The 784-nt window shown below is 55.4% G+C and carries 1 protein-coding gene and 1 pseudogene; both read left to right on the top strand.

Annotation, left to right across the window (positions count from 1 at the left end):
* On the top strand, window positions 1–328 hold a 328-nt coding region (locus AD948_RS00095; RefSeq protein ID WP_156478858.1), incomplete at its 5' end, for a transposase.
* Between the two features lie 275 nt (window positions 329–603).
* Window positions 604–784: pseudogene (locus AD948_RS00085) on the top strand (IS5/IS1182 family transposase); the annotation flags it as partial.

The raw sequence follows: 784 nt of genomic DNA, 5'->3' as shown, positions 1-784 counted from the left end.
GAACAATACCAGTTCCGAGGTCTGGGCAGACAGTGCCTATCAATCCAGGCGCAACGAGAAATGGCTGTCGGACCAGATGCTCACGTCCCGTATTCATCGGCGCAAACCCATGGGCAAGCCGATGTCAAAGGCAACCGCGCGGGCCAATGCCGCCAAATCTTCGATCCGTGCGCATGTTGAGCATGTCTTCGCGCATCAGAAAAACCGGTTCAACCTGTTCATCCGCACCATCGGCCTCGCCCGCACTGAGGCGAAACTGACCCTTTGCAACCTGGCCTACAACTTCAATCGGCTGATCTTCCACGAGCGTCTAGAAACCGCAGGCTGACTCTGTCTGGAAGTCGGAAAAACCGGCGAAATCAACGACGGGTATCGTGGAAATCGGTCCGAATGATACCCTTGGTGCGCCCCGCAACCTCGACGTCATCAAGCCAGCCCGCTTCGCCAGAAATTACCCGGTTTTTGCGGGTCTCCAGCTGCCAGTCCCTGGAGCGCAGACTGTTGCTCGTTGCAGATATCAGAGGTGGAGGGTTCGAAAAACCCTCTGGTTTTGGGTCTTTCTCTGTGATTCCCTCTCTTGTGTGATGACTGGAGGAGTGGCTCATGACGCAGTCTGGTTTCTTTGATGTTGAAGAGCGGCTTGCTCGGTTGAGTGGGCTTGGTGACCAACTTGAAGCGTTTTCCCGTACTGTCGAGTTTGAGGTGTTCCGTCCAGAGCTGAACAAGGCGTTGGCCTATTCAGACGGAAGCAAAGGCGGTCGTCCTCCGTTTGATCCAGTGCTGA

Origin of the sequence: Acetobacter senegalensis, from assembly GCF_001580995.1 — a bacterium.
In the GTDB taxonomy this organism is placed as follows: Bacteria; Pseudomonadota; Alphaproteobacteria; order Acetobacterales; family Acetobacteraceae; genus Acetobacter; species Acetobacter senegalensis.
The sequence above is the reverse complement of the archived record's forward strand: the minus strand, read 5'-3'. Positions and strand labels throughout refer to the sequence as shown.